Source organism: Thermoanaerobacter mathranii subsp. mathranii str. A3 (assembly GCF_000092965.1).
GTDB lineage: Bacteria > Bacillota > Thermoanaerobacteria > Thermoanaerobacterales > Thermoanaerobacteraceae > Thermoanaerobacter > Thermoanaerobacter thermocopriae.
On sequence record NC_014209.1, the window covers coordinates 501,963 to 528,948 of the forward strand.

General features: G+C 32.1%; 27 protein-coding genes. 24 read left to right on the plus strand and 3 right to left on the minus strand.

The annotated features are described in order from the left end of the window. Positions 1–2: 2 nt before the first annotated feature. From TMATH_RS02370 to TMATH_RS02440, 18 genes are all read left to right on the plus strand, one after another. Complete coding sequence (locus TMATH_RS02370) at positions 3–914, plus strand: ABC transporter ATP-binding protein (RefSeq protein ID WP_013149835.1); 912 nt, start codon at positions 3–5, stop codon at positions 912–914. Continuing rightward, a complete protein-coding gene (locus TMATH_RS02375) occupies positions 914–1,696 on the plus strand; it encodes an ABC transporter permease (protein WP_013149836.1) in 783 nt (260 codons plus the stop codon). Before TMATH_RS02370 ends, TMATH_RS02375 begins: the two co-directional genes overlap by 1 nt. Next, the gene (locus TMATH_RS02380) at positions 1,687–3,090 is read left to right on the plus strand and encodes a YcaO-like family protein (RefSeq protein ID WP_013149837.1); all 1,404 of its coding nucleotides are present in this window, start codon (positions 1,687–1,689) and stop codon (positions 3,088–3,090) included. Before TMATH_RS02375 ends, TMATH_RS02380 begins: the two co-directional genes overlap by 10 nt. A 754-nt stretch (positions 3,091–3,844) precedes the next feature. Then, positions 3,845–4,183 (plus strand): DUF3796 domain-containing protein, encoded by a 339-nt coding sequence (locus TMATH_RS02385; RefSeq protein WP_013149838.1) that lies wholly within the window; start codon positions 3,845–3,847, stop codon positions 4,181–4,183. Positions 4,184–4,501: 318 nt separating this feature from the next. Next, the gene (locus TMATH_RS02390; RefSeq protein ID WP_232192606.1) at positions 4,502–4,975 is read left to right on the plus strand and encodes an ATP-binding cassette domain-containing protein; all 474 of its coding nucleotides are present in this window, start codon (positions 4,502–4,504) and stop codon (positions 4,973–4,975) included. Beyond that, the gene (locus TMATH_RS12570; RefSeq protein WP_232192607.1) at positions 4,951–5,208 is read left to right on the plus strand and encodes an ATP-binding cassette domain-containing protein; all 258 of its coding nucleotides are present in this window, start codon (positions 4,951–4,953) and stop codon (positions 5,206–5,208) included. The genes TMATH_RS02390 and TMATH_RS12570 overlap by 25 nt, the downstream gene beginning before the upstream one ends. After that, positions 5,205–5,639: a putative ABC exporter domain-containing protein gene (locus TMATH_RS12140; protein WP_049766010.1), complete on the plus strand. Its 435-nt coding sequence runs from the start codon at positions 5,205–5,207 to the stop codon at positions 5,637–5,639. Before TMATH_RS12570 ends, TMATH_RS12140 begins: the two co-directional genes overlap by 4 nt. Positions 5,640–5,853: 214 nt before the next feature. After that, complete coding sequence (locus TMATH_RS12145; RefSeq protein WP_083768261.1) at positions 5,854–6,414, plus strand: SPASM domain-containing protein; 561 nt, start codon at positions 5,854–5,856, stop codon at positions 6,412–6,414. After that, entirely contained in the window at positions 6,398–6,607 is a 210-nt protein-coding gene (locus tag TMATH_RS02405) for a radical SAM protein (protein ID WP_039929060.1), read from the plus strand. Before TMATH_RS12145 ends, TMATH_RS02405 begins: the two co-directional genes overlap by 17 nt. A gap of 46 nt (positions 6,608–6,653) precedes the next feature. Beyond that, positions 6,654–7,619, plus strand: coding sequence for an ABC transporter ATP-binding protein (locus TMATH_RS02410; protein ID WP_013149839.1), 966 nt, complete (start codon positions 6,654–6,656; stop codon positions 7,617–7,619). A 1-nt stretch (position 7,620) separates the two neighbouring features. Continuing rightward, positions 7,621–8,388, plus strand: coding sequence for an ABC transporter permease (locus TMATH_RS02415; RefSeq protein WP_013149840.1), 768 nt, complete (start codon positions 7,621–7,623; stop codon positions 8,386–8,388). Then, positions 8,381–9,202, plus strand: coding sequence for an ABC transporter permease (locus TMATH_RS02420; protein ID WP_013149841.1), 822 nt, complete (start codon positions 8,381–8,383; stop codon positions 9,200–9,202). The genes TMATH_RS02415 and TMATH_RS02420 overlap by 8 nt, the downstream gene beginning before the upstream one ends. Further along, entirely contained in the window at positions 9,178–9,672 is a 495-nt protein-coding gene (locus TMATH_RS02425) for a nitroreductase family protein (protein ID WP_013149842.1), read from the plus strand. Before TMATH_RS02420 ends, TMATH_RS02425 begins: the two co-directional genes overlap by 25 nt. Positions 9,673–9,676: 4 nt before the next feature. Next, entirely contained in the window at positions 9,677–9,820 is a 144-nt protein-coding gene (locus tag TMATH_RS12000; RefSeq protein ID WP_003870926.1) for a hypothetical protein, read from the plus strand. A 79-nt stretch (positions 9,821–9,899) separates the two neighbouring features. Further along, a complete protein-coding gene (locus TMATH_RS02430) occupies positions 9,900–10,289 on the plus strand; it encodes a helix-turn-helix transcriptional regulator (protein ID WP_013149843.1) in 390 nt (129 codons plus the stop codon). Between the two features lie 305 nt (positions 10,290–10,594). Next, the gene (locus tag TMATH_RS11440) at positions 10,595–11,791 is read left to right on the plus strand and encodes an ABC transporter permease (RefSeq protein ID WP_049766012.1); all 1,197 of its coding nucleotides are present in this window, start codon (positions 10,595–10,597) and stop codon (positions 11,789–11,791) included. After that, a complete protein-coding gene (locus TMATH_RS11445; RefSeq protein WP_049766013.1) occupies positions 11,782–13,062 on the plus strand; it encodes an ABC transporter permease in 1,281 nt (426 codons plus the stop codon). The genes TMATH_RS11440 and TMATH_RS11445 overlap by 10 nt, the downstream gene beginning before the upstream one ends. Before the next feature lie 32 nt (positions 13,063–13,094). Further along, the gene (locus tag TMATH_RS02440; protein WP_012994539.1) at positions 13,095–13,763 is read left to right on the plus strand and encodes an ABC transporter ATP-binding protein; all 669 of its coding nucleotides are present in this window, start codon (positions 13,095–13,097) and stop codon (positions 13,761–13,763) included. Between the two features lie 284 nt (positions 13,764–14,047). Here the strand turns inward: TMATH_RS02440 and TMATH_RS02445 are convergent, their stop codons facing one another. After that, positions 14,048–14,995, minus strand: a complete 948-nt coding sequence (locus TMATH_RS02445; RefSeq protein WP_012994540.1) for an AEC family transporter — start codon at positions 14,993–14,995, stop codon at positions 14,048–14,050. A 101-nt stretch (positions 14,996–15,096) separates the two neighbouring features. Here TMATH_RS02445 and TMATH_RS02450 point away from each other — a divergent pair, with 101 nt between their 5' ends. The 4 genes from TMATH_RS02450 to TMATH_RS02465 all read left to right on the plus strand — a co-directional run bounded on the left by TMATH_RS02450 (position 15,097) and on the right by TMATH_RS02465 (position 19,025). Beyond that, positions 15,097–15,759, plus strand: a complete 663-nt coding sequence (locus tag TMATH_RS02450) for an SdpI family protein (protein ID WP_012994541.1) — start codon at positions 15,097–15,099, stop codon at positions 15,757–15,759. 232 nt (positions 15,760–15,991) lie between these two features. Continuing rightward, positions 15,992–17,032 (plus strand): M42 family metallopeptidase, encoded by a 1,041-nt coding sequence (locus tag TMATH_RS02455; RefSeq protein WP_013149844.1) that lies wholly within the window; start codon positions 15,992–15,994, stop codon positions 17,030–17,032. Beyond that, positions 17,023–18,045, plus strand: coding sequence for a M42 family metallopeptidase (locus tag TMATH_RS02460; protein ID WP_012994543.1), 1,023 nt, complete (start codon positions 17,023–17,025; stop codon positions 18,043–18,045). Before TMATH_RS02455 ends, TMATH_RS02460 begins: the two co-directional genes overlap by 10 nt. Beyond that, positions 18,042–19,025, plus strand: a complete 984-nt coding sequence (locus tag TMATH_RS02465; protein WP_013149845.1) for a M42 family metallopeptidase — start codon at positions 18,042–18,044, stop codon at positions 19,023–19,025. Before TMATH_RS02460 ends, TMATH_RS02465 begins: the two co-directional genes overlap by 4 nt. 133 nt (positions 19,026–19,158) lie before the next feature. Here the strand turns inward: TMATH_RS02465 and TMATH_RS02470 are convergent, their stop codons facing one another. Further along, positions 19,159–20,247: a VIT1/CCC1 transporter family protein gene (locus tag TMATH_RS02470; protein ID WP_013149846.1), complete on the minus strand. Its 1,089-nt coding sequence runs from the start codon at positions 20,245–20,247 to the stop codon at positions 19,159–19,161. Positions 20,248–20,393: 146 nt separating this feature from the next. After that, positions 20,394–23,921, minus strand: coding sequence for a pyruvate:ferredoxin (flavodoxin) oxidoreductase (gene nifJ, locus TMATH_RS02475; protein WP_013149847.1), 3,528 nt, complete (start codon positions 23,919–23,921; stop codon positions 20,394–20,396). Positions 23,922–24,377: 456 nt separating this feature from the next. On the opposite strand from nifJ, the gene TMATH_RS02480 reads away from it, so the two are divergent. Together TMATH_RS02480 and TMATH_RS02485 are read left to right on the plus strand one after the other, a co-directional pair. Then, positions 24,378–24,977, plus strand: a complete 600-nt coding sequence (locus TMATH_RS02480) for an HD-GYP domain-containing protein (RefSeq protein ID WP_028991856.1) — start codon at positions 24,378–24,380, stop codon at positions 24,975–24,977. A gap of 16 nt (positions 24,978–24,993) precedes the next feature. Beyond that, positions 24,994–26,976, plus strand: coding sequence for a methyl-accepting chemotaxis protein (locus tag TMATH_RS02485; protein WP_013149849.1), 1,983 nt, complete (start codon positions 24,994–24,996; stop codon positions 26,974–26,976). Positions 26,977–26,986: the final 10 nt, after the last annotated feature.

The window sequence follows — 26,986 nt, forward strand, 5'->3', positions numbered from 1 at the left end:
AAATGAATACTATGTTTGTTGAGGTAAAGAATTTATATAAATCCTACAACAATAGTATGGTTTTAAAAGATATAAACATTAGGATAGATAAACCAGGGGTTTATCTCATAGCGGGTCCAAATGGAAGTGGAAAAACAACCTTATTGGAAATAATAATTGGGCTAAGAAAAGCTGATAAAGGGAGTGTTATAATAAACGGCAAATTTGGTAACGATATAGAGACAAAAGAGAAAGTGGGCTTTTTGACTCAGGAAAACAGTTTAAGGAAAAGCAGCAAAGTAAAAGAAGAACTAAATTTAGTTAAAGACATATTTAATTTAAACATTGATACATATGAATATTTATGTAAATTTGGTTTGCAAAAATACTACAATAAAAGGACGAAGCAATTGTCTGGAGGTACTAAAAGAAGGTTGCTTGTTACAATGCTCTTCATGGCTGGACAAGATATAGTTATTTTGGATGAACCTGTCTCGGGATTAGATCCATTTAACAGGAATGAGATTTGGAATATGATAAAAGACTATTCAAGGAATAAGATAGTCATTGTTTCTGACCATTACCTGAATGAAGCTGCAAGATATAGCGATTACATTTATTTGATAAATGAAGGGAGAATAATTTTAAGTGGAACCACCACTGATATAATGAGCCTATGTAAAGATAGATATCTTATAAAAGTGAGAAAAGAGTTTTTTGATGAAGTAGAGAATTTTATTTCAGCTCATTTTAATGACTACGAGGTGAGAATTTCAGGAACAGTATATCATATTTTTTTAAAGGGAGATAAAAACAGGTTAATTAGAATGCTTGAGGAAAAAGGAATGAGTTTTGCTATTCATGATGTAGATTTTGAAGACATATACTTTTATTATACTGGCACAATAGTAAACCAGGAAGGGGTAGTAAAATAATGGAAAACAGCTTCAAAACTACTATAAGAAAAATGTATGGATTTTTTAAAGTAGAAGTAAAAGCTTTGTTAAGAGATCCTACAACCGTTTTCTTTATGCTAGTCTTACCTATGGTATTAACTGTGGTGTTTGGCAGTGCTTTTGGGAAAGAACCAACGCATTATGGTGAACATATTCTAGGGATAGATACAGTCGTTCCTATAAACATAATTTTTTTACTTGCAAATGCAGGTTTAATGGGTATACCAATTACAATAAGTGAGCTTAAGGAACAAGGGGTAATAAAAAGGTATATAACATATCCAGTGGATTATAAAATATATTTTGGTTCCTTAATGGCTACTTTTTCAATAGTTAGTATTATATCAACGTTATTATTTACAACTGTATCATTTATATTCTATAAAGCTACACTTTTCATACATTTATTAGGAATAATGGGATTTGCAATGTTGTATTTTTTAAACATGTATATTTACTATGGTATAGGATTTTTGTTATCGCTATTGATAAAATCAGCGAGAACGACAAATATAGTTACTTCATTTTTGTTTTTAACTCTAATATTTACATCTGGAATAGTTCTACCTTTGGACTCCTTACCGCCGAATATAGAAAAATTTGCAAATTTATTACCAATGTCACATAGTATCCAAGTCACACAAATGTGGTGGTATGGATTGTTCTCTTTTAAAGAACAGGGGAAAGATTTGATATATTTAGTTATAGTAGCTATTATCTTATATTTTCTGCTCAGGAGGGTTAAGGTAAAGTGGGATTAAACATAAATGTAATAAATAAACGGAAAATATGTGAACCACAAATAACCCAGATAGATGATTATTTAAATTATAAGGAAATGATGAGTTTTGTAGGATACTTTAATTTGATCAAAAAAGTAGATATTGTGTTGGCACCCTCATCCGAATTACCATTGTTTATTGGTAATTGCGAATTTGCAAATCTTACTTACTTGTTTAATTACTTGCTGAGAAGGACAAGCATGTCTATAAGACTTGAAGAGTCAATTTTTGCAGGTGGTAAAGGATTTTCATATTATAAGGCCATTTGCTCATCATTGGGTGAAGCATTTGAAAGATTGATGGGATGCTTGGATTATTTTAATCAAAGAGAAAATGTCCTGGTAGGAACATATAACAAATTGATTAAAGAAGGATATAAACTAATTGATCCTGCTAAAATAAACATTTTTTCTGATGAACAGTTCAATGAAAAAGATTTTCTATTTGATAAATTTGATAGAAATTCAATAGTTGGATGGATAAAAATGTTGGATATGGATACTCATGAGGGAATATATGTACCAGCATCTCTCATTATGATGTACTATGAACGGCAAGATTCAAAAGAAAGAAGAATAGCATATGCAACTTCCGGTGGTCTTACATCACACTTTAATGAATTATATGGGTATGAACATGGTTTACTTGAGATCATAGAAAGACATGAGATAAATTTATCGTGGTATTGTAAAATACCACCAAAAGAAATTGTGTTAAATGAAATAGAGGATAAAAGGTTATTACAGTATAAAGATTATATTAAAGAAAAAAACATTAGATTTTATAGGCACAACATAGATCAAGAAGTTTTTCATGTTGTTACGGCTGTATCATTTGATAAAGACATGGAAAAATATTCTTTCAATACAGGAGGCGGTATAAGTGTGGATATTGAAAGCGCAATTTTATCAGCTTTAGAAGAGTATGCCCAATCGGTTAATAATACTAGAAAGGTTTTATATGCACCAAAGTGGCTAACATCGATCTATGTGAATCGGGTTTTAGATGTTCAGGAAGAGGAAGATCCCAGAAAATTCAAAGTCTTTTATCAAGCAGTTTCGTATTATGGACTCAAAAGACATAAAGAAAAGTTAAGTTGGTATCTTGAAAACAATGAAAAAATATATTTATCGGAAATAAAGAAAAATCAAGAAAGAATTAGTGCAACAGATTACTTAAAAAAAGAAAAAATAAGACCTCTTTGCCTCAAAATAATGCCAGGTAGATTTAACCACATATTTATATCCAAAGTATTCATGGTAGAATTTGTACCAGCATTTATAGCTGGGATACCAATGCTTGGACATGAGAAATATAAAGAATATTTGAAAGAGGGAGAAGAAATAAATAAAGATATTCTTCCCTATCCATAAAGTTGATAGTTTTTGACTGAAAAGTGGACGAGCACAACTGTCAAATATATATCGCTGAATATGTAAAAGTATTTTTGCTTGGATTGGCTTTCTTGGATTTTACAAAATTCTTCTCATCTCTTTGAAAAGAGCAATTTTAGTTATTAGAGTATGGCTTAATTAGTTTCTATAATACAATAACTTTTATCGTGGTTTTTTACATGTTTGAAAAATAAAAGCAGTTAATTTTAAGAAAAGAAGGAGGTGAACAGAATGAAGGTTGTGAAGAAAGTAGAAGATCAAAAAGATTTTAACGCAGTTGCACTTTCACCCGGAGGCTGGTGTTGTTCATGTTGTTGCTGGTGTTGGGCTACAATTTTCTTCTAAAATTTTGATGAATAATTGTTGCTTGTAGTTTTTAAGAGTGTGCTGTTTTATTTAGACTCTTTGTCAATAGTTGGGTAGGTGTTTTTTCTGAATGCCTACCCTTATACTTTAGTTTTATTCTATAGTGTTTATTGTAAAATAAAAGTGGACAGAGTTGCAAAGAAAACTCCCCATTTTTGCAACTCAAAAATCTCCAGATTTACAAAGGGGGCATTGTGGATACTCGCAAAAACCATTAATCTTTGTGGTTAGTAAGGGAGAAATGGGGTTATAAATGGGGTTATACTTATAATTTTAATTTCAAACCATCTTCTTAAGTGTAAAAAATGTCAGTATTTGATGTAATTTTAACATAAGGTTATAATTATGCATGTTAGGAGGAATTTGTATGAAAAAATTATTTTGGTTGTTAGGCTTTCTCGGTTTTCTTGGCTTTTTAGGATTTTTTAAATCTTATATGTATTTTGCATTTTTTGCTTTTTTCTCTAACTTTTTTACTAGTCGATATATTAACATCCCACAAGATAAACAACTTCAAAACAAAATGGCAGAAGCGCATACAGTGAGTTTTGTTGTGACAAGTTTTTTCTTATCATTCATGCTAATAATGCTGATATTTAACGTAAGTTATGAAATTTTTAAAGCTATGTTTTGCATTATTTTTGCTTTAATTTCTATTATAGATTCCTACCTACTTTATAAATACACAGGAAGTAATCAAAAATAAAACTCAGATCTCTGTTTTGTCAGCCTATAACAGAATTATCAATTGGTACATAATTAACCTATGGGAGACGAAAAGAAATTACTCCACTACCTGCTGCAATATTTTTATGATTTGGATTACGCTTTAAGTGTTAGAAATATAAAAAGGTAATAAGGTATAATTATGTTAAGCTTACGTTAAATTTTACTGTAGATTGGAAATAGAAGAAGAATTTTAGGGAATTTTGTAGAATTTATAGTATTGTGTTCCAGTGGTTGTTTTTTATTATAGTTTGAGAGATTATAATTTGTATAAATTTTGCATAAACGGAGGTCGAAGATGGATAGTGTGCTTTCTGTAAAAAATCTAAAAAAATATTATGGAAGGGTAAAAGCAGTTGATGGAATTTCTTTTGAGATGTATCCTAGTGAAGTTGTAGGGCTTATAGGTCCAAATGATGCAGGGAAAAGTACTACTTTAAAGACTATAATGGGGCTTTTGAGAAAGACAGAAGGAGAAATAAAAATATGCGGCTATGACTATAAAGATAATGAGGCAAAATTCAAACTTGCTTATATACCTGAAACTCCGGATATATACCCAATGCTTACAGTATGGGAACATATGAAATTTATAGCTCTTGCTTATAAGCTTGAAAATTGGGAAGAAGAAGCTTTAAAATATCTTGATGCCTATGACCTTATAGATAAAAAGAATGAATTGGGAGCTAATTTGTCAAAGGGCATCAGGCAAAAGGTTATGGTGATCTTTTACATAATCCTGAAGTTATGTTATTTGATGAGCCTTTTGTAGGTCTTGACCCCAAAGCTATAAGAGAATTGAAAGATACCATAAGAGAGCTTAAAAAAGAAGGGAAGTCTGTACTTTTGAGTACCCACATGCTGGGTTCTGTACAAAATCTTGGAGACAGAGTGCTTATTTTAAAAACAGGGAAACTCATATATGAGGGTACACTTGAAGAGGTAATGGAAAAGGCAGGACCGGGAGGCTCATTGGAAGATTTATTTTTGGAGGTAACAAAATGAGAGAGGTAAAAGCTTTGTTTTTACTTGATATAATAAAGTTTAAAAATTTTGTAAAAGATTTGATTACTAATCCTAAGAGATTTTTTATATATTTTCTCCAATTTGTATGGTATTTATTTCTTTTGATACCTATTATAGTAAACAAAGATAAGACATTTTACCAAATAAGTACCATAAAACTTTCTTATTTAAATGCTGGTATAATTGCTGTGATGCTTTTAGTGGTTATCACTTCTGTTAATAGTTCATTAAAACAGCCAGGTATCCTTATAGAAGAGGGAGATACTGTTTTTCTTCTGTCATCACCTATAAAAGAAAGAATGGTATTTTTATGGTATGTGATAAGAGCAATTTTTAAAAATTTAATTTTAGCTATTTTATTTATTCTTTATCTACCTTTTTTGAGTGTTACTATGGAAGTTAATAAATAAACTTGATTTTTGGATATTTAGGCATATTTACTTTTTATTTAGCTTTGACTCCTTTAAATTTTTTGATTTATTTAATTTCAATGAAATTTAATGCCAAAAAAGTTATTAAATATATGCTTAGTGGCCTATTAACTTTAATTGCTAGCTTTGCAATATATTTTATATGTAAGGAACAAAGCTTATATGGACTATTTAACTACTTTTCTCTAAAGACGTGGAATTATGTTCATATTTTAGGTCCTTCAAAACAATTGATGCTTTCATATTTTACTCACAAGGAAATGCTATTAACAATTTAGATAAACTATTTGTTGATTTAGATAATATAAAGAGAATAATTTATAAACTTTATGAACACCCTCTTATTAAGCAAAAAAAGTTTGATTTGGTATTGCCATGCTTTATCCCAACTATAATAGGGCAGAAAAATTTTAATATTGGTAGAGGCTCTTTCTTGATTAATAGTTGTGGCGCAGGCACATATAGTGTAAATATTAATCCATTTGGAGATGTGACAGCATGTGGAGTTTTAACTGATGAAAAATGGGTATGTGGAAATATTAGGAATGATAGTTTAAAAAACATATGGAACAAAAGTGAAGGTTTTTCCATATGGAGACAAGTTCCCCAGTTAAAAGGTAAGTGTAATTCTTGCGATATTTTCAATGAGTGCAGAGGTGGATGCAGGGCTAGTGCATATCTTATAACTGGGGACATAAATGCATCTGATCCATTGTGCTGGAGAGGGGAGAAAGTAAATGAAGAGACCTGTTAGTTGCGAATGGAATATAACAAACTATTGTAATTTAAAATGTTCATTTTGTAGTATGAATTCTTCTAATCAAAAGGACTTTGAAAAACTTAACATTAGTAAAATAAAAGAGGTAGCAAAAAAAATTAAGGAAGTTGGATGCATATATGTATCATTAAGTGGTGGAGAAATAATGAGAAATTTAGAGAGCAAATAAAATCAATTATAAAGGCACAAGAAAATAATTTATTAAGGTGATAAAAATGGATACTGTAATTAATTGCACAAATATATATAAATCATATATTAAGAAGAGATGGTTTAAAGTTGTAAAAAGAAATGATGTATTAAAAAATTTAGATATAAAAGTAAGAAAAGGTGAAATCTACGGTTTACTAGGGCTTAATGGAGCAGGTAAAACTACCCTTATTCGAATTATAACAGGGATTTTATTGCCAGACAAAGGAAATGTTGAAATATTTGGAATGAGATATGATAAACATGAAAAAGAAATTAAATCCAAGATAGGTGTAGTTATGGGAGGAGATCGCTCCTTATATTGGAAACTGTCTGCGGAAGAAAATCTAGAATTTTTTGGGACTTTATATAATGTCCCAAAGAAAAAGCTTAAGAAAAATATAGAAATATATTTGGACTATGTTGGATTAGGTGAACATAAAAAGGATTTAGTTGAAACCTATTCTAAAGGTATGAAACAAAGACTGTTAATAGCTAAATCCTTAATAATTGATCCTGAAGTTTTAATTTTGGATGAACCAACAGTTGGATTGGATATACAAGTAGCATTTGAATTTAGAAAATTATTAAAAAGGTTAAATGAAGAATTAGGTTTGACTATATTATTAACTACTCATTATTTACATGAAGCAGAAGAGTTATGCTCCAGAGTAGGTATATTGAAGGGTGGCAGAATTGTTGAAGAGGGAACAATTGATTATTTGAAGAGAAAAAATAAAATGGAAGAAGTGGTCGAATTTAAGTTAAAAACGGAGATAGATGATAATTTAGAAAAGGAGATTTTAAATTATGGTTCAATAAACAAATTATCTATGGATAATTACTTTACATATCAAGTAAGGACTAGCAGTATATATAGAGAAAAAATCATTAGTTTATTAAGTTCTCAAAGTAAATTAACTTTTTTAGAGGTAAAAGGGGTTACTTTAGAGGATATAGTTTCAAATTATTTTGAAGAAGGGGTTATTTAATATGAGACATATATTAGCAGCTGCAAAGTCGGAGTTTTTAATTTTAAGTAGATATCCGCTGAATTTATTTTATAACATAATTGCTGCTCTTTTTTCTTTGTTACCATTATTTTATATTGCAAAAATTTACAACGTTGAACAAACACAGTATTTGTGGATTTTATCTGGAAGCCTATTTTGGATGTATATATCTCAGGCACTATGGACTATAGGTCTTTCACTTAGAAAGGAACAAGAAATGGGCACATTAGAGCAAATTTTAATGTCACCTTCTAATCTGATTTACATAATGTTAGGAAAAAGTATAGTCACTGTTGGAATTAATAGTTTGACATTGTTAGTAGGTTTGCTGTTGATTAGATATGTATTTGATTGTCGGATTAATTACGCTTTAATAGTAGTAGTTATATTAATCAGTATGCCGTCTGTTTTTGGATTTTCGTATGTAATATCTGGTATAGTATTAAAATTTAAAGAAATATTTGCATTTTTACAGGTTATAAGTGGAGTTTTGCTTATTTTTAGTGGTGTAAGCCAACCTGCAACATTCCTGCCTTACAATTTAGGGAAATTAAGTAGATTTATAGTTGTTGAAAAAATGATTTATACATTTAGACGAGTTGTAATTGGTTCTGCATCTTTTTTAGCAATATATAGTCAATTGATATATATATTTATTTATGGATTTGTTCTGAATATAATTGCTGTTTTCGTCTTTTATTATTTTAAGAAGAAAGTGATGAAAAATGGGGATGTGTTTTATGTTTGATAAAGCATATGTATTTTTAAAAAAGGAATTACTTTTTCTAATTAGATATCCGATGCAAATAATTTTTGAAATACTTTTACCTGTGATTAATATGTTACCTGCTATATTTCTAGCAATATATCTAACATCATCTAACCATATTAAAAGTTTTGAGAAAGTTACAGGAACAAATAATTATTTTATTTTTATTAGTATTGGTATTGTTTTTTCTATATTTAATTCTATCCAAGAACAAACAAGCTATGTTTTATCTAAAGAAATGTGGATGGGCACTTTAGAGCAAATTTGGATTTCTCCCGTAAAAAAAATTAATTTAGTATTAGGGTGGATATTCTTTAGTTTTATAAAGGCAATATTGTATACTATTGCTTCAGCAATAATTTTAAAGTTTATATTTATATACTTAAATATAAGTTTTAGTATTTATAGTTTACCATTGTTAGTTTTATCAGTTTTGCTGTTATTAGCTGTTTCAATTTGTAGCGGGATAATCATATGTAGTATTACTCTAAACATAAAGCAGGTAGATTCTTTTGTATTTTTAATAACAGGAGCCGTGCCGTTGTTAAGTGGAATTACATTCCCGATTTCTGTGCTTCCACCGAAAATACAAATGATTTCAAAGGTGTTGCCAACAACTTACATATTTGATTTAATTAGGCATTCTATACTTAGGAGCAATACTATATTCGAGCCAATTATGGAATTAACCCTGGTTTTCTTTTATGTGATTATTATGATGATTATATCTGTCTTTATCTTTAAACTATTAAAAAGAAGGGTTGAAAAATGTGGGACAATCTATATGATGTAAGAGATAAATTTTGTTCACGAAAAAGCGTTAGGAATTATTTGAACGTTAGTCTTGACCAGGATGTAATTAAAGTATTAATGGAAATCGGATATAGTGGACCTGTCTCAGGAGGACTAAGGTGTGTTTTTATAAAAGAGGTAAGTAATAGCGAAGAAAAATACATTTGTTATAAAGGAACTTATTATCAGAAACATGTTTTAAGAGCACCACATATTTTTTTAATTGGATGTAATGATTCGATTATTGAAGAGAAATATAACGGAGAGTTTGTAAATATATTTAGTTGTCAAAATTCGGTTATTGCTGCACAAAACATCATTATTGCTGCACATGAAATGGGAATCGGGACATGTTTTGTAGGGGCAATTAGAAAAGATGTAATAATAGATGGGTTAAAACTGGACAAAGGCTATAACCCTTGGTGTATATTATGCCTAGGTATAGGTAGGGATGATAACATTGGAATATAAAAACATGGATATGATTATAAAATTTGATGATGAGCATAAAAATTTTATTCTTATAAAAGGTAATAATCAAATAGTAATGGATACTAAGCAGGCTATAGGCTGTATTGTTATATTTAGGGATATATTAGAAAAAATAAAGGGTAAATAATCTTAGAAGTTTTATCAATATTTTAATCCAATATGAAATAGAGCTGAAAAACAGACATAGGGACAGGGACAGCATTATTGTGATATTTTCAAACAATGGTACTTACTGTATAGCCATGCCTCTTGATATTGATAATGATATAGTAGGCTATTTGGATATATCAACAATAAAACATAATATGGCAGATGAAATGATGGGATTTATAGATTTATTAGTATATAAAATTGTCAACGAATATAAAAGAGAAATGGATTTAGAATCACAGGAAGACCTTGAAAAATTGACAGATAAACAGATTGAAATAATAAAAAAGTGTGCAAATGGATATAAAGAAATAGCAATTTCAAGGGAATTGGGGATAAAACCCGAGACAGTAAAGTACCATAAGAAAGAAATTGTTAGAAAATTACGTGTAAAAAACTTTCAACAAGCCATTGCAAAAGCTATTAAGCTTAATTTAATAGATTAAATTTGGACTATACTTTTGTATAGTTTTTTTATTTCTTCGCTAAAACTATACAAAGATATAGTAGACATTGGAAAAAATGGATTGTAAAATTAAAAATGAAGGAAAAATTAGTTGAGTTAGGAGATAGTATACTGGAACAAAATGTAATTATATAAAAATAAAGTTGGGTTACATAGATGAACTCAAGCTAATTAAATATAAACACTTGAGTGGCAAGTTCAACAATGAAAGTTTAGGATTAACAATAGCCCCAACTCTTAGTTGTAATTTTGAATGTCCTAAATATCATCAGTGAGGTACTATCAATGAAAGCTCTTTTTAAGTTGGCTTTGCGAAATATCATTGCTAAAAAAGTAAGGTTTTTTATATTATTTCTTACTTTTGTTTTATCTGCCGTAACTTTAATGGCAGCTATATTTTTTAAAGATGCGGCTATTGAATCCAGAGAAGAACAGCTTAGAAATAATACATTAAATAGTCAAATAGTAATACTTTCTTCAAATGATAGAGATATTTATTTTAAGCCAGGGGATGTATTAAACAAAATAAAAAATATTGAGGGTATAAAATATATTGTTGAAAGATGTGGAGGTGTTGCTGCATATCAAGATGAACAATTAAATGTAGTTGGTATCGACTTTAATAAACAATCAAAAGTTTATTCATTCAAATATATTAATCACGTACAACTACCTAATTCTGAAAATCAAATTGTTGTAAGCAAGGTGTTTTCAAAAAAGTATGGATTGAATATTGGAGATGTTATTTTATTATCTACCCAAAATAATGAAATAAAATTTAAAGTTAGCGGAATTGCAGAGGATAAAGGAATTTTTCAAGGAGGTAATATTGTTTTTGTAAATATTGATGCTGCACAAAGATTATTTAAAAAAGAAGGGTTAGTGTATTCTATTGGTATTACACTAAAAAATCTCGACAGTATTTCTGATGTTGCTAATGATATAAGAAAAGTTATTGGCTCTGGGTACATAGTTGAAGAAAGGTATGATATAGAAAGTTATAAAGCTTATGTTGGAACGATAAGCATAGCATTGAGTATTTTTAGTGCGTTTACTATTTTCATAACTTTATTTTTAACATATTCTACTTTCAAGACAGTACTATATGAGAGGATTTCACAAATTGGTACTTTAAGAAGCTTAGGAGCAACTAAAATGGAAATATTTATAAGTACATATATAGAAAGCTTCATAATTATTACAATTTCCACTATAATTGGTTTAATTGTAGGTTTTCCTTTTTTGCATTTTATTCTTAAATTGATAGTTGAAGATGAAATTATAATGAAATTTAGCATTCTAAAGTTTATGTTAGTATTTTTTATGCTTTTGATTACAGGCTTATTAAGTGTTATTTTGTCAGTTTTGAGGATATTTAAAATTTCTGTAGTAGATATCATAAAAGGTAATGTGGAAAAACATACCAAAAAGAAAAATATCCTTAAAAATTATGCCGGAGCAGTGATATATTTGTGTCTATAATATTATTGATTTTAAGTGAGAAAATGGATAATGGTATTTTTTATCTTATCTCTGGAATTATTTTATTTTCGTTTTCATTTATTTTGCTTATAGAGTTTTTACATATTTTAATTAATAATACTTTATTAAAATTTATAAATTTACTGGGACCGGAAGCAAGATTGTTAAATAAAGAATTTAAAAGAGACTTTTCAAGATCAGTGGAATCTATAATACTTATTAGTATAATAATTGGAATAGCATATCTTAGTTTTACTTTATCATATTTGGTCAAAGAAAGTGTAGATAAGGTATATAAAGGTGTTGATATTGTTATTAATACAGATTCTTCAATGGGGTCCTTAGATGAAAAATTATCCTCTATTTCAGGGGTTGATAAAGTTGTTTCGCAGTTAAGGGTAAAGGAACGTATCAGAGATATGGATGTAGAAATTTCAGGAATTGATCCAGAGAAATATAAAGATTTTTCTTTTGAAATATATAAAAATGGTTCAATAGATGAATTATTTAAGCAATTAAATTATGGAAAAAATATCATAATTACAAATACATTTGCTAAGAACACAAATACTAAAGTTGGTGATTATATTCAAATTAAATCAAAAACAAAAGAGAAGGGAGAAAAATATAAAGTTATTGGAGTTGTAAGTAGTTTTGAGAATATGGGTAAAGTTCTTTTTATATCTAAGGACAATTTTATAAAGGACATTGGTTCTAATGAATACACTTTATATTTATTAAAAATCAAAAAGAATTACAATGTTAGCCAAGTGGAAAATGGTATAACAGAAATGTTGGGTAAAGGAGCTTACTATAGTATAAATTCACTTGAAGAGATGAAAAAATTAAATGCTGAATATAATAATAGATTGTTTTTAATAGTAAATGCATTATTTTTAATATCGGTGTTTATAAGTATTTTTAGTTTAAATAATAATCTTATTATAAATGTTTTGACGCAGGTTAGATATTTTGCAATAAAAAGAACGGTTGGGATGTCCTTAAAGCAATTGTTATTTAGTATAATAGGCGAGGGGGTTATTATAGGTTTTGAGGGAGGAATTTTTGGCTTATTATTTGGATTTTGTCTGAATCTCTTTATTGTGAAAATTTTGTCTTATTATGTTGGAGATTTATCTTTTGGATATAATTATTTAGTGTATTTAATTTTATTATTATCTTCGATTTTTATTGGTTTTATAAGTTCAATTTATCCTTTTATTAAAATTAGGAAGATTAATATTGTAGAAGCAATAAAAGGAATAGAATAGGTAAAAAAATAAAAATATAGGGAGGGACTAAAATGGTTATTTTAAAGACAGAAAAATTATTTAAAGAATACAATGTGGAAGGAAATGTGACAAAAGTTCTTAATGGTATTGATTTAGAAATCAATGAAGGAGAGTTTGTTTCTATTATGGGACCGTCTGGCTCAGGGAAAAGTACTTTGTTGTATGTACTTAGTGGTTTAGAAAAACCTACTTCTGGTAGTATCTTTTTTAAGGGAGAAGATTTAACTTTGTTAAATGATGATAAATTGAGTAAATTGAGAAGAAGAGAATTTGGTTTTATATTTCAGTTTTATAATTTGATACCTAATTTAAACGTTGAAGAAAACATAACACTCCCCTTAGAGTTTGAAGGAATAAATAGGAAAGAATATAATAGCAATATTGATAAAATTTTAGAAAGGGTCGGATTAATTGAAAAAAAGCAGAATTTTCCTTATCAATTATCGGGAGGACAGCAACAACGAGTGGCCATTGCAAGAGCGCTGATAATTGATCCTAAAATAATATTTGCGGATGAGCCAACTGGGAATCTTGATTCAAAAGCGGGAGAAGAAATTTTAAAGCTTCTGTATAATTTGAGTAAAGAAAATAATAAAACAGTATTAATGGTTACTCATGATAATTATGCTGCATCCTTCAGCGATAGGATAATTAAAATAAAAGATGGGGTAATTGAGTGAATTTTCCTCAACTTTTAAAGTTATAAAGACAAATACATTGCACCTACAATGAAAGATATCCAAGATGTTATAAATAGGGTACTATCTGTAGTCTCGGCTGTACTTTTGGTTATAGCGGCAATTACGTTAATTGTTGGAGGTATAGGCATAGTTAATATACTCTTTATATCTGTAACAGAAAACCTACAACCATTAAAACCGAAAGGGAAATAAGAACGAACCTTAAAAATTCACAAATAATTAATTTTTAAGAAACCTTTATGACACAAAAAATATCCTCTGATTTATATAACCTTTATCAGAACCATCAAAAAAGGCATTATGACAACACTAAAGATTGTTGTATATGTAATCATACTTGTTGCAAATTCATAATCTGCTTTATAAACCCTTGCTATTATTGATGAGTTTACCATAACAGGCATTGCAGACATTATTATAAAGACATCTCTCATAAGCTTTGGAATTGGTATAAATAAATCTAATATCCATACCAAAGCAGGAGTTACCAAAAATCTTCCAATAAAAACCATAAAAGCATCTTTATCAAGCTTAAATTTGTCAAAACTCATCTCGTAAATAGTTATACCAACATAAAATATTGAAAGGGGTGTTGTAAGTCCTCCTATCATTTTGAAGCTGTCAAAAATAAATGTTGGAAGTTTAATATTGACAAAAACCAATATTACACCTCCGATAAAACCAATAAGAGGAGGATTAAATATTCTTTTTAACGTATCTAAAGTTAATATTTTTTGATCTTTGCCGTTTGTGTCCCGAGCAATACCGTAAACCCCTAATGTCCACCAAATTGTAGTATTTGCCATGTAATATAAAAGAGTATATGGCGTTGCAACTTCTCCAAAAAGAGCTTGAGACATTGGAAGCCCTACAAAAATGGAATTTGATAGTGAAAATATTGCTGTAAATACTCCTTTTCTTTCTCTTTTGACTTTAAAAATTTCAGCCAGTATGTATGCAATCAAGTAGGATATCAATATTGACAAAAAAGGTATCAAAAGTCCTCTTCCTGAGCGTTCTAATTGCTTTTTTGAGAAAGTTGATGTTATGTTTACTATCATAGAAAGTGGCAAAGTGATATTGACGACAAGTTTAGCAAATAAATCAGATATTGTTCTATCAAACCACCCTGCTTTTGCCAGGTAATAGCCAAGGATTAACATAAATACAATTGTAAGTACCCCTTGAACTGATGATAGAAAAGTCTGCATTAAACTGCCTCCTTGATGTGAAATGTTAACTTTGTATTTACTTTTAAGAGTAACATAAAAAAGAAAAATTTTAAACTATATAAGAAAGGAGTAAAAATATTATGCATGAAAATTATGATGTAAAACAGGAAATGAAAAAAGATTGGTGGCTAATTGGAATTATACTATTGATATGGATTTTTACATTTGCTGTTTTTGGGCATCTGCCGGATAAAATTCCAATGCACTGGAATATTTCTGGCCAAGTAGATAGTTATGGTCCAAAGCAGGATGTCTTTATTTTACCTTCAGTTATCACTGTAATATATTTTTTGATGGTATTTGTTCCTCTGATTGACCCTAAAAAAGCTAATTACAGTAAGTTCGCCGGGGCATATAGGATGATAAGGGCTGTTTTAGTAATTATTTTATCTATATTGTACTTTGCCGCCACATATTCTGCATTAGGATATAAGGTGAACATGGATAGACTTGGGAGTGCTGTGATTCCTGTGATGCTCATTGCATTTGGAAGTGCTATGGGTAAGCTTCGCCATAATTATTTTGTAGGAATAAGAACTCCCTGGACGCTGGCAGATGAAGAGGTATGGAATAAGACACATCAGCTAGGCGGGAAACTATGGCTCATTGCAGGCATTATTGGTTTGTTTGCTTCCTTCTTCAGTGGTACATGGGTGGCTGTTTTGATGTTTGTGCTGTTAATTACTGCTGTTATAGTACCAATTGTATATTCTTATATAATTTTTAAAAATGAAGAAAAATAAAAGGGAATAAACGTAAGAACACCCCAAAGGTTCAAAAGGTTTACCAAAAATTGAACAGGATAACAAAAAGGATAGTGCTACATTTTATTAGCGAGTAAAGCTAATAAAGGCAGCCAATACTCCTTTGAATAAGCAGGAATTTGAGAGGTTTTGTAGAAATAATAAACTTGCAGGGGTGAATCATAAAAATAAAAGGAGAGGTTTAATAAAACTAGATGGGAAGGGGTAGAAAATGGATTATAAGAATTTGCTAAAGAAATTATGCGAAAGCCATGGAGTTTCTGGACATGAAAGAGGAATTTATGATTTATTAAAAGAAGAGTTTGCTACAATTTCTGATGAAGTCGCTGAAGATAAATTTGGCAATTTATTTTTTTTAAAAAAGGGTACAAAAGGTAAGTATAAGGTAATGCTGGCAGCCCATTTAGATGAAATAGGTCTTATAGTAAAGGATATAGACGATAAGGGATTTATCAAGTTTACCACTGTAGGGGGTGTAGACCAAAGAACTCTTCCCTCTCAAGAGGTAATAGTTCACGGAAAGAAGAATATATTGGGAGTTATAGGGAGCAAACCACCACATCTTTTGTCTTCAGGGGATATGGAAAAGGCTATAAAGATTGAGGACATGTACATAGATGTTGGAATGAGTAAAAAAGAAATAGAGGAATTAATTAAAATTGGAGATGTAATAACTATAAAAAGAGAATTTAGAGAGCTTCTAAATGATTATGTTTCAGGTAAAGCTTTGGACGACAGGGCAGGCATTGCTGTAATGGCAATATGCCTTGAGGAGCTTAAGAAATTATACCATTATCACGATGTTTATGCAATAGCAACACTGCAGGAAGAAGTAGGTGTAAGAGGAGCTGCAACTTCTGCTTACAATGTTGAGCCAGATATTGCTATTGCTATTGATGTTACACATGGTAAAGCCCGAGGTGTTAGTACAGAGATAGAGCTGGGTAGAGGGCCTGCAATTGGAAAAGGGCCTAATATACATCCAGCTGTATATAAAGGGCTTGTGGATACTGCAAAAGAGTACAATATAAATCACCAAATAGAGCCACTTCCTGGACCTTCAGGGACAGATGCATGGGCTATACAGATTTCAAGGGGAGGAGTTCCAACAGGACTTGTCTCAATACCTTTAAGGTACATGCATACATCAGTGGAGACTGTTAATATGAAGGACATCATAAATAGTGGAAAGCTTTTGGCCTATTATATTGCCAATCTTCCCGAGGAATTGGAGGGACAACTATGTTATTAAAAGAGCTGACAGATTTGATGGGTGCTTCAGGAGATGAAAAAGAAGTAAGGGAGAAAATTAAAGAGATTGTAAAACCTTATGTTGATGAACTTTATGTAGACAAAATGGGCAATCTGATAGCCTGCAAAAAAGGGAAAAAGGAAAAACCTAAAGTGATGCTGGCTGCCCACATGGATGAAGTAGCTTTAATGGTGAAGTCTATAAACGAAGACGGGACTTTGAGCTTTTCACCTGTTGGGGGAGTAGACAACCGAATACTTGTATCTAAAACTGTAAAAGTGGGCGAAAAGAGGGTAAATGGCGTAATAGGTGCTAAGCCTATACATCTTCAAAAAAGGGAAGAGCAGCAGAAGCCTCTTGATTTTGATGCATTGTACATAGACATAGGGGCTACTTCAAAGGAAGAGGCATTAAAGCACGTTTCTGTAGGGGATTATGTGTATTTTGATGCCAACTTTGAACTACTGGGAAATGGATATGTAAAATCAAAGGCTTTAGATGACAGAATAGGCTGCAATGTTTTGATAGAGATCTTGAAAAGGGATTATGAATATCCTGTTTGTGCAGCTTTTACTGTGCAGGAAGAGGTTGGTTTAAGAGGAGCTGGCGTTGCAGCCTACAATATAGAGCCGGATTTTGCTATAGTTGTGGAAGGCACAGTGGCTGCGGATGTTTCTGACTCGGAACCTCATTTGGTTTCTACCGAGTTAGGGAAGGGGCCGGCAATTTCATTAATGGACAGAACGACCCTTTATGACAAAAAGATAATTAACAAGATTGTAAAAATAGCAGAAGAAAATGGTGTGCCTTATCAGTTTAGAAGGATAGCCAGTGGTGGCAATGATGCAGGTAAAATTCACCTAACGAAGGGTGGCATAAAAGCAATTGCTGTATCTGTCCCCTGTAGGTATATTCACTCTTTTAATTCTGTAGCCTTTTTAGAGGATTTTAACAACACAGTCAAATTAGTTGATTTGATAATAAAGAATATTGCGAAGGAGGCTTTGATATGAGCTTAAATATAGAATTGATAAAAAAACTTACACAGACTTATGGACCTTCAGGAAGTGAGGAGAAAGTTTTACAGGTCATAAAAGAGGAAGTAAAAAATTTTTGTGATGAGATTACATACGATGCATTAGGGAATATGATATGCAGAAAAACAGGAAAAGGAAAAAAAATAATGGTGGCTGCTCATACAGATGAAATAGGACTTATGATTACACACATAGAAGATGAAGGTTTCTTGAGGTTTACTACTATAGGGGGAGTTTTTGTAGAACAGATAGTAGGGAGGAGAGTGGTTTTTAAAAATGGAGTTCAAGGAGCCATAGGAGTAGAATATTTAGAGGATAAAAAAGATTTTAGAGTTGAAAAATTGTATATAGATATTGGGGCAAAAAATAAGGAAGAAGCTCAAAAATATGTCAATATTGGAGATAGTGCATCTTTTGCAGGTGAATTTATTGAAGCAGGTGATAGACTTATATCAAAGGCTTTTGATGATAGGATAGGATGCTATGTAGTTATTGAGGCACTAAAAAATCTTAAAACAGAAAACGAAGTGTATTTTGTGTTTACTGTTCAAGAAGAAGTGGGGACAAGAGGAGCTGCTGCAGCTGCCTATAACATACATCCTGATTTTGCTGTAGCAGTTGATGTTACATCAACTGGCGATACACCTAAAGCGAAAAAGATGGCAGTCTCTCTTGGTAAAGGGGCAGCTATAAAAGTGATGGACAGGTCAATAATAGTAAGTCCTTCTGTGAGGGAGATGATGATTGAGGTAGCGAAAGAAAATAACATTCCTTATCAGTTAGAAATACTTGAATTTGGTGGAACTGACGCAGGACCTATACATTTGACAAAAGGTGGTATACCGGCAGGTGTTATATCGATTCCTACAAGGTATGTTCACAGCATATCAGAGATGGTAGACAAAAATGACATTGAGGCAAGTATTGAACTTTTGAAAAAAGTTCTTGAAAAGTAATTGAAAGAAGTATCAAACGTTCTGTTTTTCTCTAGACAAGATAAACCTTCATTTTGCTTGCTTGTTAAGGCCAAAAAGTAAAATAATTAAAAAAGATAATATAAAAATAAAAAAGGGCAGAACCTCTGCCCTTTTATGCTTGTATGCCAAATACATATTGTACCAAAGTGCCGAAAAGATATGATAAAGCTGCTGCTCCAAGACCTGTTGTTACCATTTCTAAAACCTTTCCTTTTACAGAAAGACTTTCTGAAGCGACAGATACTACAATTCCTACTATAGAAAGTGCTATTGCTGCAAAAATTACTGAAAATAAAAGTGCTACTAAAGATGACGAGGTGATTATAAAATAAGGCAAAACGGGGAATAGGAGTCCCACAAGGTATGCAATGCCGGTATATAGAGCAGATTTTATTTCGTTTTCAGAAATTTCTTCTGTTAAGAGGTTTATCATGGCATCTTCATTGTCACTGAGTTTTCCTAAGATTTCTGTTCCGACATCTTCAGGTATGCCAGATTCTAACAATTTACTCAGGAATTCCTCTTTTGCCCTGTCCTTAGACACTTTGAATAAAAGTTCCATTTTACTTTTTATTCCCTCATTTACTTGTCGTTGAGACCGTACAGAGGTGTATGCACCTATTGCCATGGAAAGAGCACCAGCTACTCCTACTACTAAGCCAGCGGTTCCAACGGTGATGGGGCTTTTTGGATAAACGGCAGAAAGGCCTGTTACAGTTCCTAATATTTCTACAAGGCCATCATTCATCCCAAGTATGAAATCTCTTATGTTTTCTATGCTGAATTTGTCTTTTTGTCTGCTAAAGATTTTTTCATGTTCCAGTTCGTCTTCTATGATTTTTGAGAGAATTGCCTTTTCTTTTTCTGTAAGAGAGGCTTCGTGAAAATAGCGGTAATAGGATTCGGTACTTATTACCTCATTCATCTCAAGTATTGTGACAAATAATTTGCTTCCAAGTAAAGTTCTCAATATTTTATAAGTAAAAAGCTTAAATTTGTGGAATTTTCCTTCTTGAATTTCTATATTCCTGGTTTTTAAAAATTGATGCCAAAATTTTGCATGAACACGCTCCATTTTTGCAAGCGCGTCAAAATTACTTTTAGTTTGTGGATTTTTTTCTATTTTTGCAAGGTATGTATAAAGCTCGGCAGCTTCAACTTCTTCTTTGTAAAAATTGATAGCTTGGTCTATAGGATTCATTTGTCATACCGTCCTTTCTAAGAATAATTTTTGTGAAAATACCAGAAATAAAATTTATATTTATTATACCATATTAAAGAAGGATTAAAGCCAATAGTGATAATTATTACAAAAATAAAAAAAGGAGGGAATACCCCCTCCACTTTTTATTCATCTTTTGCCAATTTTTCGTAGATTTTATACCTCTCTTGAGCTTGTTTCTCAGCTTCTTCAAAGAGCTTCTGTGCTTTTTCAGGGAAAGTCTTTTCCAGAGCCGAGAATCTGACTTCACCCTGCAAGAAGTCTCTAACTGAGAGTTTTGGTGGCTTGGAGTCGAGTATGAATGGATTCTTACCTTCTTTCTTAAGAAGCGGATTGTATCTATAGAGAACCCAATATCCTGCCTCTACGGCCTTCTTTTCTTCTAATTGGCTACAGCTCATACCCTGTTTTATGCCATGAGCGATACATGGAGCATAAGCTATGATGAGAGATGGTCCTGGATAGCTTTCTGCTTCTACTAGCGCTTTTATTAATTGTGTTTGGCTTGCTCCCATTGCAACTTGTGCTACATATACATATCCGTATGTCATTGCCATTCTTCCTAGGTCCTTCTTGCCAATTGGTTTACCAGCTGCAGCAAATTGTGCTACTGCTCCTACTGGTGTTGCTTTTGATGATTGTCCGCCAGTATTTGAATAAACTTCTGTATCAAATACTAAAACATTTATATCTTCTCCTGAAGCAAGAACATGATCTAAGCCACCATAGCCTATATCGTATGCCCAACCGTCGCCACCAAATATCCATTGCGATTTCTTGATGAGATAATCTTTTCTTTCAAGCACTTCGTTAATGAGCTCTTTTACTTTTGTATCTTCTGTTTTGTAGTTTTGAAGTATTGGTAAGAGTTTGATTGTAGCTTCTTTGGATTTTTTGCCATCCATCATGTGGTCAAGCCAGAATTGCAATGCTTCTTTTAACTCTGGTGTGATGTTAAGCTCCAACAGTTCTTTTACTATATCAGCTAATTTTGCTCTTTGTTGTTTTACAGCTAATGCCATGCCAAGACCAAATTCTGCGTTATCCTCAAAGAGGGAGTTTGCCCAAGCTGGTCCTTTTCCTTCATGGTTTGTACAATATGGTGTAGATGGTGCACTTGCTCCCCAAATTGAAGAACAACCTGTAGCATTTGCAATCATCATTCTATCGCCAAAAAGCTGTGTGACAAGTTTAGCGTAAGGTGTTTCACCGCATCCTGCGCAAGCACCTGAGAATTCAAGCAGAGGCTTTTCGAACTGGCTTCCTTTTACTGTTTCTTTGTTCATTGGGTTTTCTTTTGGCGATAAAGTCATTGCGTATTCCCAATTCTTTGCTTCTTCCATTTGTGTTTCTAAAGGTTTCATTACAAGCGCTTTTTCTTTTGCAGGGCATTCATTTGCGCAAACGCCGCAACCTGTACAGTCAAGAACGCTAACCTGAATTCTGTAATACAATCCTTCAAAGCCTTTTCCAATAGCTTTTTTAACTTTAAAGCCTTCTGGTGCATTTTTGGCCTCTTCTTCAGTGAGCAAAAATGGCCTTATTGCAGCGTGAGGACATACAAATGCACATTGGTTACACTGTATACAGTTATCTATTTGCCACTCAGGTACGTCAACAGCAATTCCACGTTTCTCATAAGCTGCAGTTCCTGGTGGGAAGGTACCATCTTCTCTTCCGAGGAAAGCACTTACAGGAAGTTTGTCTCCTTCCAGTCTATTCATTACGTCGGCAACGTTCTTTACAAAATCAGGTACTTGTCTTTCTGCTTTTGGTTGTTCCTCAGCATCTGCCCAAGAAGCAGGTACTTCTACTTTGACTAAAGAATTTATACCTCTGTCCACAGCCTCGTAGTTCATCTGTACTATCTTTTCGCCTTTATGTCCGTATTCTTTTACGATAGCTTCTTTTAAGTGTTTTACTGCCTCTTCAATTGGTATTATGTTTGTGAGTTTGAAGAAAGCAGATTGCATTATCATGTTAATTCTTCCGCCTAAACCTATTTCTTTTGCAATGTCTACAGCATTGATGATGTAGAAGTTGATATTGTGTCTAGCTAAATATCTCTTAATAGAAGCAGGTAGTTTCTTATCTAGTTCTTCAACTTTCCAATTGCAATTTAGAAGGAAAGTACCGCCATCTTTTAATCCAGCTAATATGTCATAGTTGTAAACGTAAGATTGCTTATGGCAAGCAATAAAGTCTGCTTTGTTTATCAAGTATGTTGACCTTATTGGTTTTTTGCCAAATCTTAAGTGGGATACTGTTACACCGCCTGATTTTTTTGAATCATAAGAGAAATATGCTTGCACATATAAATCTGTATTATCACCTATGATCTTTATAGCGTTCTTGTTTGCGCCTACTGTACCATCAGAACCAAATCCCCAGAATTTACAGCTGGTTGTTCCTTCCGGTGTGGTATCAACTTCTTCACCTACAGGAAGTGATGTAAAGGTGACATCGTCAATTATTCCTATTGTGAAATGGTCTTTTGGTTTATCGGCTTTGAGGTTGTCGAATACAGCGATTATCTGTGCAGGTGTAGTGTCTTTTGAACCAAGACCATAACGACCTCCAACGATAACTGGACGCAATTCGCTGTCAAACAAAGCAGTTTTTACATCTTCATATAACGGTTCGCCAATTGAACCGGGTTCTTTTGTTCTATCCAGCACTGCTATTTTCTTAACAGTTTTTGGTATTACATCTAACAGATGTTTTGCAGAGAAAGGCCTGTAAAGATGAACTTTAACTACTCCTACTTTTTCACCTTTTTTCATTAAATAATCAACTGTTTCCTCAATAGTTTCTGTCACAGAACCCATTGCTATTATTATTCTTTCTGCATCTGGTGCGCCGTAGTAATTGAACAGCTTATATTCTCTTCCTGTTAATTTCTTTATTTCATTCATATAATATTCTACGATTTCAGGTATAGCATTGTAGAATCTATTGGCAGCTTCTCTTCCTTGGAAGAATATGTCTGGGTTTTGAGCTGTACCTCTTGTTACAGGATGCTCTGGATTTAATGCTCTTTTCCTGAAGGCTTTTAAAGCTTCATAATCTACAAGCTTTGCAAGGTCTTCGTAGTCTAAAACTTCGATTTTTTGCACTTCATGAGATGTTCTAAATCCATCGAAGAAGTGCAAGAAAGGCACTCTTCCTTTAATAGCAGAAAGGTGTGCCACGCTTGCTAAATCCATTACCTCCTGTACACTGCCAGAAGCAAGCATAGCAAAGCCTGTCTGACGGCATGCCATAACATCGGAATGGTCTCCGAAAATTGAAAGAGCATGGGTTGCAACTGCACGTGCACTTACATGGAATACCCCAGGTAAAAGCTCTCCTGCGATTTTATACATATTGGGAATCATTAAAAGAAGTCCTTGTGATGCAGTAAATGTTGTTGTAAGAGCGCCTGCTGCTAGTGACCCATGGACAGCTCCTGCAGCACCTGCTTCTGATTGCATTTCAATAACTTTTACTGGCTGACCAAATATGTTTTTTCTTCCATGAGCACTCCATTCATCTACTACTTCTGCCATTGGAGATGATGGAGTTATGGGGTAAATCGCAGCTACTTCTGTGAAAGCATAAGCCACATGGGCAGCAGCTGTGTTACCATCCATGGTCTTCATTACTTTAGCCATTTCTTTTCTCCTCTCCTTATTTTAAAATTAGTAAAAATGAACGAAAATCAGCGATCATAGAAAGATGTACCTGCTATAGCACAGTATACAATATTTTATTCTATTATATAACAGATATTTATAGCGTATATAACAGCTTGCAATAATTTAGATTTTTGCTGTTATTAACGCTATATAACAGGTACATAATAATTATACCATACTGAATTAAAAAATTAAAACTTTTTTGTGACAAATCTATATCAAAAAAATTTATTGGTTTCTCCATCAAAATCAAATAAAATTAGGATAACAATAGTTCAGTATACTATTTTTTAAAAGAATGATTGTCAAAAAAAATTGATTAAAAAAACTGTATTTTTTTTTTTTTTTTTTGAAACTTTTTTAAAATTGACATTAGAAGAAACAAATGGTATAATTTTTCTTGTCAAATTATGTCGAAAAGAAGGGGAAACGGTGGAAGTATACAATTACAATGAGTATTATCTAATAAAGCATTTAATAACGAGTTTGAAACATTATCATTATACGACTTATTTACATAGTATAAGGGTTGCAAAACTTACTTACTTAGTTTCTAAAAAATTAGAATTACCTAAAGATGAGCAGATTTATAACTGTAAGGGGGGATTATTACACGATATTGGAAAAGTATTAGTACCTGTCACCATTTTAGACAAGGCTGGCTCGCTTACAGAGTTAGAATACGAGTTTGTAAAAATACATCCAACTTATGGTTCAGAAATGTTGAAAATTTTTCCTTCACTAAAAGATCTCGTCCCGGGTGTACTTTACCATCATGAAAGGCTGGATGGTTCCGGTTATCCTTTTGGTGTCAGTATTATTCCTTTAAGTGCGCAAATAATAGGAATTTGTGACTCTTTTGATGCAATGACTACAAGAAGGCCTTATAATGAAAAAAGATTAAGAAATATACAGGAGGCAATATTTGAACTAAAAACCCAATCACAAAAATATAATTACAAAATCGTAGAAGCACTGGAAGAAGTCTTGTGGGAGAAAAAGGAAAAACAACAACGCTTCATTTCTATATAATATAGGAGGGTAACAAATGAAAAGTATTAGAACAAAACTTTTGGTGTTTACAATCTTGGTTATATTTATTCCCCTTGTCATAACCGGATATTTTTCTACAAATATTGCAGAAAGTATTCTTAAATCTAAAATAAACAATTCCAATCAGGCAGCTTTAAATGTTTTAAACAAGCATATAAGTTATTTTAAACAAAATACAGAATCAACACTTCTCATGATATCTGAATCAGATACTATAATGAATTATGATGGAAGCAGTACCTCAGATGAGGCAGTGCTTAGAGAATTAGAAGAAGTAAAAAAATCTATGCCAGATGCAATGTATGTGTACTTTGGAACGCCTGACAAAAAGTACATTTTATATCCTCCTGATCCCAGCTTAAAAGACTATGATCCAACAGAAAGACCTTGGTATAAAGATGCCGAAAAAGCAGGAGAAAGTATTGTATGGACAGATCCATATCAAGATTTTGGTACAAAAGTACCTATGATAACTATAGCAAAGGCGGTTAGGAATTCAGATGGTAAATTATTAGGCGTATTGGGAATTGACATAAGTTTAGAACAGCTTTCTAAAAATTTATCCAGCATTAAAATCGGCAACTCAGGCTACATATACATAATCACAAAAGATGGAACTGTCATTTCTCATCCAGACGCAAAGCAATTATTTACTTCTGTAAAAAAATATGACTTTGGGAAAAAATTGCTAAATCTCAATAATACTACTATACATTACGTTTCAGGAAATACATATAAATTTGCTAGTGTAAGAAATCTTGACAGCTTTGGGTGGAAAGCAGTAGTTACAATGGAAGATAGTGAGCTAACAACAGATGTCATGAAAATACGCAATTTTGTAATTACTGTGAGTATAATAGTATTACTCATTGGCTTTTTGGTAACTTATTTCTTTACAAATTCAATATCTTCAGGCATCAAGAGAGTGGTCACTGCTATGTCTTTAGCAGCTAAAGGAGATATTACTGTTAAAGCTGATGTAAAAGCAAAAGATGAAGTAGGAATATTAGCAAACAGCTTCAATACAATGATTGAAGGAATAAAAAAGCTTATCTTTGATATAAAAAGTGTATCAGAATCTGTAAATCATTCGGCTGAAAACATGGCTGTTGCTTCTGAACAAGCAGCACAAGCTACTCAAGACGTTGCAAAAGCTATTGAAGAAATTGCGCAAGGGGCATCCAGCCAAGCAAAAGAAACAGAGGAGAGCGCTAATGCCACTTTCTTACTTGGACAATTGATTGACAAATCCATTAAGAACGCTGATGAAATAAACCAAGAAGTATCAAATGTCAGCATGGTATCTAACGAAGGGCTTATGATTATAGATGACTTAATCAAAAAGACACAACTGACAGTAGAAGCTAATAACAATGTAAAAGAATCCACAGATTATCTTTTAGAAAAATCTACGGAAATAAGCAAAATTGTAGAGACAATAACAGGAATAGCAGACCAGACAAATCTTTTATCTCTAAACGCAGCAATAGAGGCAGCGAGAGCAGGAGAGGCAGGGAGAGGCTTTGCAGTCGTAGCAGATGAGGTAAGAAAATTGGCAGAGCAGTCTTCACAAGCGGCGAGAAACATAGCAAACTTAATATCTGAAATACAAAGCACTATTAACAATACTTACAAGACAGTAGAAGATTCAACAAAATCAATAGAAGAGCAAAGCAATGCAGTCAATACCACAAAGGATGTATTTGAAGGAATACTTCATGCAGTGAATTTCATAGTAGAAAAAATTGACAATCTTGATAAATCTTTAAAAGAGATAGAATCCCACAAGAACAAAATAGTTGATTCAATCCAGAACATAGCAGCGGTATCAGAGGAGGCTGCAGCATCAGCGGAAGAAGTATCAGCAACTTCAGAGGAGCAATCAGCAATTGTGGAGGAAATGGCTTCAACAGCAAACGAACTTAAAAATTATGCCAATACGCTTATAGAAGCAATTAAGCAGTTTAAGGTTGAGTAAGCGGGAGAAT